This is a genomic window from Saccharomonospora halophila 8 (genome assembly GCF_000383775.1).
Lineage (GTDB): Bacteria > Actinomycetota > Actinomycetes > Mycobacteriales > Pseudonocardiaceae > Saccharomonospora > Saccharomonospora halophila.
The window spans coordinates 1-8654 of the sequence record NZ_KB912503.1; the positions used below are offsets into that span (position 1 = coordinate 1).

Sequence of the window (8654 nt, forward strand, 5' to 3'; positions counted from 1 at the left end):
GGCGCGTCCGTGGTGCTCGCCACGCCGTCCGTCGGGACGGGGTCCGGTGGGGCCGGCGCGGTGGTCCGGGCGGCGGCACCGCCGGTGAACGCGGACACACTCGACAGCAGGCCGATGATCAGGGTGACGGCGACGGTCCGGGCCGGGGCAGCTCTGCGCACCCGAGCAGGTTAACGGGCCTGTCCAGCGTGGATACTGGGGCTATGCGTCTGTCCCGTCGGGTCTCGTTGTTCCTGCTCGCGTTCGGTGTGTGGTCCTGGATCATCTGGATCACCTTCGCCCGGAACCTCTGGGGCAGCGACGACGCCTGGAACCCGGACGGTTCCCCGACGGCGTACTTCGTCGTCCACGCGCTGTTGGCGGTCACCTCGTTCGTCCTCGGGACGATCATCGGGGTCCTCGGCTGGCGCGGATGGCGGGCCGCCCGCGCGGGCGACGGGGAGTCCTGACCGGGCGCTCCCCGCGGTGCTCGCACCTCCGAAACTTTCGAAACATCCGACTTCGAAACCGTCGTCCACTGACCGCCAACCCCACTTATGGGTGGTTGTTGCAGGTGAACCGACTGTCTCGCGCCTCCCATAGTCCGAAAACTTTCGGAAACTCGGTGTTGACCGACGGTGTGACCGTTGCCATACTTCTCTCCGTCGTCGCCCGGTGCTTCCGGTTCGCCGCACAGCGTCACCGCCTCGGTGAGCCGGCGTCACCGCGACGTCGCCCTGTCCTCGACGAAAGGACTCCGAGAATGAGCACGGCACACCAACGGCGATCCGGCCCCCGGCGGGTCGGGTCCCGGATCAGGACGGCCGTCGTGACGGCCGTGGTCGGTGCGTTGACCGCGGGCGGTCTCGTGGCCACGGCGGGTACGGCGAGCGCGCAATCCACGCTCGCCGACGCCGCCGAGGCGCAGGGCCGGTACTTCGGCGCCGCGGTCGCGGCCGGCCGGCTCGGCGAGTCGGACTACACGGCGACGCTGGACCGGGAGTTCAACAGCGTCACCGCCGAGAACTCGATGAAGTGGGAGAGCCTGCAGCCCTCCCGCGGGAACTTCGACTTCTCCACCGCCGACCGCATCGCCGAGCACGCGCGCAGCCAGGGCATGGACCTGCGCGGGCACACGCTGGTCTGGCACTCGCAGTTGCCCGGCTGGGTCGAGAACCTCGGGACCAATGACCTCCGGACGGCGATGAACAACCACATCACCACGGTGATGGAGCACTATCAGGGGCAGGTCGGCTCCTGGGACGTGGTCAACGAGGCGTTCCAGGACGGCGGCAGCGGCGCGCGGCGCGACTCGGTGTTCCAGCGCCGTCTCGGCAACAGCTGGATCGAGGAGGCGTTCCGCACCGCGCGCTCGGTCGACCCGAACGCCACGCTCTGTTACAACGACTACAACACCGACGCCTGGAACTCGGCCAAGACGCAGGCCGTGTACGACATGGTGGCCGACTTCGTCAGCCGGGGCGTGCCGATCGACTGTGTCGGTTTCCAGGCGCACTTCAACAGCGGCAACCCGGTCCCGGAGAACTACCACACCACCCTGCAGAACTTCGCCGACCTCGGGGTGGAGGTGCAGATCACCGAGCTGGACATCGCGGGTTCGGGCGAGTCGCAGGCGCAGCAGTACGGCGGCGTCACCCAGGCCTGCCTGGCCGTGTCCGCGTGCAGCGGCATCACGGTCTGGGGGGTGACCGACAAGTACTCCTGGCGTTCGGAGGACACTCCGCTGCTGTTCGACGGCGACTACAACGCCAAGCCCGCCTACCACGCCGTGTTGGAGACCCTCGGCGGCTCCGGCGGCGGAGGCGGTGGGGGCGGTGACGACGGCGACGCCGCCTGCACCGTGAGCTACGAACAGACGCAGCGGTGGGGCGACCGGTTCAACGGCCGGGTCACCGTCCGCGCGGGCGACGCGGCGATCGGCTCGTGGAGCACCACCGTCACCGTGCACCCGCCGCAGGAGATCTCGGCGACCTGGAACGGCGATCCGAGCTGGGATTCCAGCGGTGACGTCATGACGATGCGGTCGGACAGCGGCGGCCTGCCCGCCGGTGGCCAGACGAGCTTCGGCTTCACGGTCATGGCGAACGGCAACTGGGCGGCGCCGACCCTGGGCTCCTGCACCGCCTCCTGAGCACCGTCTCCTGAGCACCGCGTTCCCTGTTCCGGGCCCGTGTCGGACGGGAGGGGGACCGGAACGGGCCGAGGGCCGGCCCGGTCGCGATGACCGGGCCGGCCCTCGGCCGCGCTCGGGGAACTCAGACGCGCTTGAACAGCAGCGCCCGCTTGACCTCCTGGATGGCCTTGGTGACCTGGATGCCGCGCGGGCAGGCGTCGGTGCAGTTGAACGTCGTGCGGCAGCGCCACACGCCCTCGGTGTCGTTGAGGATGTCCAGCCGTTCCTCGGCGCCCTCGTCCCGGGTGTCGAAGATGAACCGGTGCGCGTTCACGATCGCCGCGGGCCCGAAGTAGGACCCGTCGGCCCAGTACACCGGGCACGAGGACGTGCACGCCGCGCACAGGATGCACTTGGTGGTGTCGTCGAAGCGGTCCCGGTCGGCCTGCGACTGGACCCGCTCACGGGTCGGCTCGTTGCCGTAGGCGATGAGGTAGGGCTTGACCGCGCGGTAGGCCTCGAAGAACGGCTCCATGTCGACATAGAGGTCCTTCATCGTCGGCAGTCCCTTGATCGGGGCCACCGTGACCGTGGTCTGCTTGCCCTCCTTCGCCAGCAGGTCCTTGACCAGTACCTTGCACGCCAACCGGTTGATGCCGTTGATCTGCATCGCGTCCGAACCGCAGATGCCGTGTGCGCAGGACCGGCGGAACGCCAGGGTGCCGTCCACGTAGTTCTTGATGTTGAACAACAGGTTGAGCACCCGGTCGGTGGGCAGCGCCGGGACGTCGTAGGACTCCCAGTGCGGCTCGTCGTCGATCTCGGGGTTGTACCGGAGAAGCTTCACCGTGATGGTGACCGAACCCTCCGGCGCGGGAATCTGGGAGGTGTCGTGCGCGGCTTCGGAAACCGTGGCAGTCATGTCAGTACTTCCGCTCCATCGGTTCGTACCTGGTGAAGGTCACCGGCTTGTAGTCGAGCCTGAGGTCGGCCTGGAACCCGGTCAGCCCGAGCGGGGCGTCCGGATCCGGGCCGTTCGCGGCTTCCGGAACCAGCTTGTACGACATCGAGTGCCGCATGAAGTTGGTGTCGTCGCGGTCCGGGTAGTCCTCGCGGGCGTGCCCGCCGCGGGACTCCTTGCGGGCCAGTGCCGCGTTCACCAGCATCTCGGCGAGGTCGAGCAGGAACCCGAGCTCGACGGCCTCCAGCAGGTCGGTGTTGTAGCGCTTGCCCTTGTCCATCACGGCGATGCGGCCGTAGCGGGACTTCAGCGCCTGGACGTCGTGCAGTGCCTGCTTGAGGGTGTCCTCCGTGCGGTACACCGCCGCGTTGGTGTCCATGGTGCGCTGGAGCTCGTTGCGGATGTCGACCACCCGCTCGCCGCCGGTGGCGGTGCGCAGGTGGTCGACCATCCCCTCGACGAGCTCGCCCGGGTTCTCCGGCATCTCCACGAAGTCCCGGCCGTTGGCGTACTCGGCCGCGGCGATGCCCGCCCGGCGTCCGAACACGTTGATGTCCAGCAGCGAGTTGGTGCCGAGCCGGTTGGCGCCGTGCACGGACACGCACGCCGCCTCGCCGGCGGCGTAGAGACCCGGCACCACGGTGTCGTTGTCCCGCAGCGCCTCGCCGTGCACGTTGGTCGGGATGCCGCCCATCGCGTAGTGCGCCGTCGGGTAGACCGGCACCGGCTCGTGCACCGGGTCCACACCCAGGTAGGTCCGGGCGAACTCGGTGATGTCCGGCAGCTTGCTCTCCAGCACCTCCTCGCCGAGGTGGGTGCAGTCGAGGAAGACGTAGTCCTTCTCCGGGCCGGCGCCGCGGCCCTCCAGCACCTCCAGCACCATCGACCGGGCGACGATGTCGCGCGGCGCGAGGTCCTTGATGGTGGGGGCGTAACGTTCCATGAACCGCTCGCCGGACTCGTTGCGCAGGATCGCGCCCTCGCCGCGGGCACCTTCGGTGAGCAGGATGCCCAGCCCCGCCAGGCCGGTCGGGTGGAACTGGTAGAACTCCATGTCCTCCAGCGGCAGCCCCTTGCGGGCGTAGATGCCCATGCCGTCCCCGGTGAGGGTGTGCGCGTTCGACGTGGTCTTGAAGACCTTGCCGAAGCCGCCGGTGGCGAACACGATCGACTTCGCCTGGAAGACGTGGATCTCGCCGGTAGCCAGTTCGTAGGCGATCGCGGCCGTGGCCACCGGACCGTCGGCGGTCTCGGTCATGGCCACGTCGAGGACGTAGAACTCGTTGAAGAACTCGATGCCGTGCTTGACGCAGTTCTGGTACAGCGTCTGCAGGATCATGTGCCCGGTGCGGTCGGCCGCGTAGCAGGACCGGCGCACCGCCGCCTTGCCGTGGTCGCGGGTGTGCCCGCCGAAGCGCCGCTGGTCGATCCGGCCCTCGGGGGTCCGGTTGAACGGCAGGCCCATCTTCTCCAGGTCGAGCACGGCGTCGATGGCCTCCTTGGCCATCACCTCGGCCGCGTCCTGGTCGGTGAGGTAGTCACCGCCCTTGACCGTGTCGAAGGTGTGCCACTCCCAGTTGTCCTCCTCGACGTTGGCCAGGGCCGCGCACATGCCGCCCTGCGCCGCGCCGGTGTGCGAGCGGGTGGGGTAGAGCTTGGTGAGCACCGCGGTGCGGGAGCGCTGACCGGCCTCGATCGCGGCGCGCATCCCCGCGCCGCCCGCCCCGACGATCACCACGTCGTACTTGTGAAACTGCATGTCGTCGTCGCTTTCGCGTGGGTGTCAGTCGGTGGCCGCGATGTTCGGGTCGAACGTGAAGATCACCAGCGTGCCGAGCACGAGGATGACCGCCATCGACGTGTACAGCAGCATCTTCAGCCAGAAGCGGGTGGCGTCCCGGCGCGCGTAGTCTTCGATGATGGTGCGCAGGCCGTTGCCGCCGTGCAGCTGCGCCAGCCACAGCATCGACAGGTCCCAGAACTGCCAGAACGGTGACGCCCAGCGGCCCGCCACGAACGCGAAGTTGATCCGGTGCACGCCGCCGTCGAGGATGTTCATGATGAACAGGTGCCCCAGCACCAGCACCACGAGCAGCAGGCCGGAGATGCGCATGAACAGCCAGCTGTAGAGCTCGAAGTTGCTCCGCCGGGCCGCGGGCCTGCGCGGGGAGCGCGGCTTGTCGAGAGTGAGTGCCTCAGCCATCAGTTGCCGCCTCCGGAGAACAGTTCGCTCACGGTGCGTTCGAGCATGAAATAGGTGCCGGGGATCATCACGAGGATCCAGACGCCGATCAGCGACCACAGCATGCCGCGCTGATACCGGGCTCCCTGGGACCAGAAGTCCACGAGGATCACCCGGATGCCGTTCAGCGCGTGGTAGAGCACCGCACCGACGAGGGCGACCTCGAGCAGGTTGACGAACGGGGTCTTGTAGGTCGCGATGACCTCGTCGTAGGCGTTCGGGGAGACCCGGACGAGGGCTGTGTCGAGCACGTGGACGAACAGGAAGAAGAAGGTGAGCACGCCGGTGATGCGGTGCAGCACCCAGGACCACATGCCCGGGTCGCCGCGGTAGAACGTACCGCTCCGACGTGAGGCGCCTGCCCGATCACTCGCACCCACCCCGGTGGCGGTGCTCGCGCTCATGACCGCACTCCTCCCGTCTGCGCTCCTCCCTCGCGGAGGAACGGTCGATGCTCGACAGTCGTCGCGCGGAGTGTGGTGGACATCGGTTGTACGGCCTCCAACGTCACTGATGGACTGTGCCCGGCGTACCTGCGGCTTCGCCGAGGTCGCAAGCCGTCGAGCGTGGATACGACTGGATGCTAGACCCGCCGTGTTCCCCGCGGTCCACCTCGGGTTGGCGTCTGTGACAGACCAGACACGAATTTCACCGCCCGCGTGGCACGGGTCTCGCCCGCGGTGGTACGCCACCTCTTGACCGGCCGGGGCGAACACGGACCGTGTCCGTGTCAGCGCGCGTCCCGCTTCGGAGTGAACATTTCGGTCACGCGAAGTGGATGCCGGATGTCGCAGGAGGTGACTCGACGGTACGGTGCCCGAATCGCTCGGCGGGTGCGCCGGGCGCTTCTTCAGTGGTGTCCGCTCGACAGCGGCGGGAAGGGAGACACACCGTGCTTCGTCAGCGTGGTGCAGCGCCGGTGGCCATCGCCATGGCCGGCGCGTTGGTCCTGGCCGGATGCGCCAAGGACTCCGGGGACACCGGGGCCGATGCGGCCGGCGACGGTTCTTCGGGCGGCGAGTGCGTGACCGCGCAGGCGCCCCCGCGTGCCGACTCCAGCGGCAGGAAGAGCGAGGTGCCCACCGACGTGGACGCCTCCGACCTCAGTGTGGGGCTGGCCTACGACGTCGGCGGCCGGGGCGACGCGTCGTTCAACGACGCCGCCGCGGCGGGGACCGACCGCGCCGAGAAGGAACTGGGCGTCCCCGAGGTGACCGAGAGCACGGCGGTGGCCACCGAGGACGAGTCCGCCAAGGCGCAGCGGCTGCGGCAGCTCGCGGATCAGGGCAGCGACCCGATCATCGCGGTCGGCTACGCCTACGCGCCCGCGCTGAAGGAGGTGGCCCCGGACTACCCGGACACGCACTTCGCCATCGTCGACGACAACTCGGTCGAGGCGCCGAACGTGACCCCGCTGGTGTTCGCCGAGGAGCAGGGCTCGTTCCTGGTCGGGGTCGCCGCCGCGTACAAGAGCGACAACTGCCACGTCGGGTTCATCGGCGGGGTGGACACTCCACTGATCAACAAGTTCGAGGCGGGCTTCGTGCAGGGCGCGAAGGCGGTCTCGGACGACATCAGCGTCGAGACGGACTACCTCACCCCGGCCGGGGACATCTCCGGCTTCAACGACCCGGGCAAGGCCAACGTCGTCGCGAGCGCGCAGATCGACAAGGGTGCCGACGTGCTGTACCACGCGGCGGGCGCCTCCGGCAGCGGCATGTTCGAGGCCGCGCAGGCGGGTGGCGCGAAAGCCATCGGCGTGGACTCCGACCAGTACGAACAGGACACCGTGGCCGACGTGCGTGACGTGATCATGACGTCCATGCTCAAGCGGGTCGACGTCGCCGTGTTCGACTACATCGCCGCGGTCGCCGGGGACAACCTGGACTCGCTGCCCGAACGGTTCGACCTGTCCGTCGACGGGGTCGGCTACTCCACCTCCGGCGGCATGATCGACGACATCGTGCCGCAGCTGGAGGGCTACAAGCAGCAGATCGTCGACGGCGAGATCGAGGTGTCGGCCACCCCGCAGGGGTGAGCCCTCCCCACATCCGGAGGCAGTCCGGCCGGGCCCGCGCGACACGGGGTGATCCTCCCGTCGTGCCGGGTCCGGCCGGGTGAGCAGGCCGTCGCGTCGACCGAGGCGTGTCGCGACGCCCGTGGGAAGCGTGCGAGAGACGATGACCGAGACCCCACCAGCGGTCGAACTCGACGGGATCACCAAACGGTTCCCCGGCGTGGTCGCCAACTCCGGCGTGCACCTGAGCGTGCGCCGGGGGGAGGTGCACGCGCTGTGCGGCGAGAACGGCGCGGGCAAGTCCACCCTGATGAAGATCCTCTACGGCATGCAGCAGCCGGACGAGGGCACCGTCGCGATCGACGGCGAGGTGGTGCGCCTGCGCGGTCCGCAGGACGCGATCCGGGCGGGCATCGGCATGGTGCACCAGCACTTCATGCTCGCCGACAACCTCACCGTGGCCGAGAACGTGCTGCTCGGCGCCGAATCCCGGCACGGGATCGGCCGGACGGCCCGCGCCCGCGTCGCCGAACTCGCCGCGGGGGCCGGCCTGCGCGGCGATCCGGACACGCTGGTCGAACACCTCGGGGTCGCCGACCGGCAGCGCGTCGAGATCGTCAAGGTGCTCTACCGGGGTGCCCGTATCGTGATCCTGGACGAACCCACGGCGGTGCTCGTGCCGCAGGAGGTCGACGCGCTGTTCGACACCGTCCGGGAGATGCGGGAGCAGGGCTACACGTTCCTGTTCATCTCGCACAAACTCGACGAGGTGCGCCGGATCGCGGACCGGGTGACCGTGCTGCGCCGGGGCACCACCGTCGGCACCGTCGACGCCGCCACGGTGAGCACGACGGAGCTGGCCGAGCTGATGGTCGGCTCGGAACTGCCCAGCCCGACGACCGAGGCGTCCACGGTCACCGATCGGCCGGTGCTGCGGGTCACCGGGCTGTGCCTGACCGGGGACGGCTCCGCGCGGGCCGCGCTCGACGACGTCTCCCTGACCGTGCACGCGGGTGAGGTGCTGGGCATCGCGGGCGTCGAGGGCAACGGGCAGACCGAGCTGGTCGAGACGGTCATGGGGATGCGGCCGGCGTCGGCGGGGGCCGTGGAGCTGCGCGACGCCGACGGTCGCGTCCACGACCTCACCCGGTCCGGCACCCTCGCCCGGCGCGAGGCCGGCATCGGCTACATCGCCGAGGACCGCACCCGGCACGGGATCCTGGCGACCCGCCCGTTGTGGGTCAACCGCATCCTCGGGCACCAGACCCGGCCGCCGGTCTCGCGTGGACAGATCCTCGACCCCGCCGCCGCCCGCGCCGAC

Annotated in this window: 8 protein-coding genes; 4 read left to right on the forward strand and 4 right to left on the reverse strand. The window is 69.4% G+C overall.

Annotated elements, in window-relative coordinates:
* The first annotated feature begins 203 nt into the window (after positions 1–203).
* Positions 204–449: an SCO4848 family membrane protein gene (locus tag SACHA_RS0105240; protein WP_019807732.1), complete on the forward strand. Its 246-nt coding sequence runs from the start codon at positions 204–206 to the stop codon at positions 447–449.
* Positions 450–742: 293 nt separating this feature from the next.
* Positions 743–2131, forward strand: a complete 1389-nt coding sequence (locus SACHA_RS0105245) for an endo-1,4-beta-xylanase (protein ID WP_019807734.1) — start codon at positions 743–745, stop codon at positions 2129–2131.
* 124 nt (positions 2132–2255) lie between these two features.
* Here SACHA_RS0105245 and SACHA_RS0105250 read toward each other — a convergent pair whose 3' ends face one another.
* From SACHA_RS0105250 to sdhC, 4 genes are read right to left on the reverse strand one after another with little or no spacing between them, the layout of a single operon-like run.
* Positions 2256–3035: a succinate dehydrogenase iron-sulfur subunit gene (locus tag SACHA_RS0105250; protein ID WP_019807736.1), complete on the reverse strand. Its 780-nt coding sequence runs from the start codon at positions 3033–3035 to the stop codon at positions 2256–2258.
* Between the two features lies 1 nt (position 3036).
* Complete coding sequence (gene sdhA, locus SACHA_RS0105255) at positions 3037–4833, reverse strand: succinate dehydrogenase flavoprotein subunit (protein WP_019807738.1); 1797 nt, start codon at positions 4831–4833, stop codon at positions 3037–3039.
* Positions 4834–4857: 24 nt separating this feature from the next.
* Positions 4858–5277 (reverse strand): succinate dehydrogenase hydrophobic membrane anchor subunit, encoded by a 420-nt coding sequence (locus SACHA_RS0105260; protein WP_019807740.1) that lies wholly within the window; start codon positions 5275–5277, stop codon positions 4858–4860.
* Positions 5277–5720 carry a succinate dehydrogenase, cytochrome b556 subunit gene (gene sdhC, locus SACHA_RS0105265; RefSeq protein ID WP_019807742.1) on the reverse strand — a complete coding sequence of 148 codons (444 nt, stop codon included), beginning with the start codon at positions 5718–5720 and terminating at the stop codon, positions 5277–5279. The genes SACHA_RS0105260 and sdhC overlap by 1 nt, the downstream gene beginning before the upstream one ends.
* Before the next feature lie 527 nt (positions 5721–6247).
* On the opposite strand from sdhC, the gene SACHA_RS0105270 reads away from it, so the two are divergent.
* Positions 6248–7354: a BMP family lipoprotein gene (locus SACHA_RS0105270; RefSeq protein WP_028662906.1), complete on the forward strand. Its 1107-nt coding sequence runs from the start codon at positions 6248–6250 to the stop codon at positions 7352–7354.
* A gap of 142 nt (positions 7355–7496) precedes the next feature.
* Positions 7497–8654 (forward strand): ABC transporter ATP-binding protein (locus SACHA_RS20400; protein WP_039738031.1); only part of this gene is annotated, 1158 nt, incomplete at its 3' end.

Coding starts and splice junctions, on each gene's coding strand:
- SACHA_RS0105250 (WP_019807736.1), bottom strand. CDS start 3,035: ATGACTGCCACGGTTTCCGAAGCCGCGCACGACACCTCCCAGATTCCC.
- SACHA_RS0105240 (WP_019807732.1), top strand. CDS start 204: ATGCGTCTGTCCCGTCGGGTCTCGTTGTTCCTGCTCGCGTTCGGTGTG.
- SACHA_RS0105270 (WP_028662906.1), top strand. CDS start 6,248: ATGGCCGGCGCGTTGGTCCTGGCCGGATGCGCCAAGGACTCCGGGGAC.
- sdhC (WP_019807742.1), bottom strand. CDS start 5,720: ATGAGCGCGAGCACCGCCACCGGGGTGGGTGCGAGTGATCGGGCAGGC.
- SACHA_RS0105245 (WP_019807734.1), top strand. CDS start 743: ATGAGCACGGCACACCAACGGCGATCCGGCCCCCGGCGGGTCGGGTCC.
- sdhA (WP_019807738.1), bottom strand. CDS start 4,833: ATGCAGTTTCACAAGTACGACGTGGTGATCGTCGGGGCGGGCGGCGCG.
- SACHA_RS0105260 (WP_019807740.1), bottom strand. CDS start 5,277: ATGGCTGAGGCACTCACTCTCGACAAGCCGCGCTCCCCGCGCAGGCCC.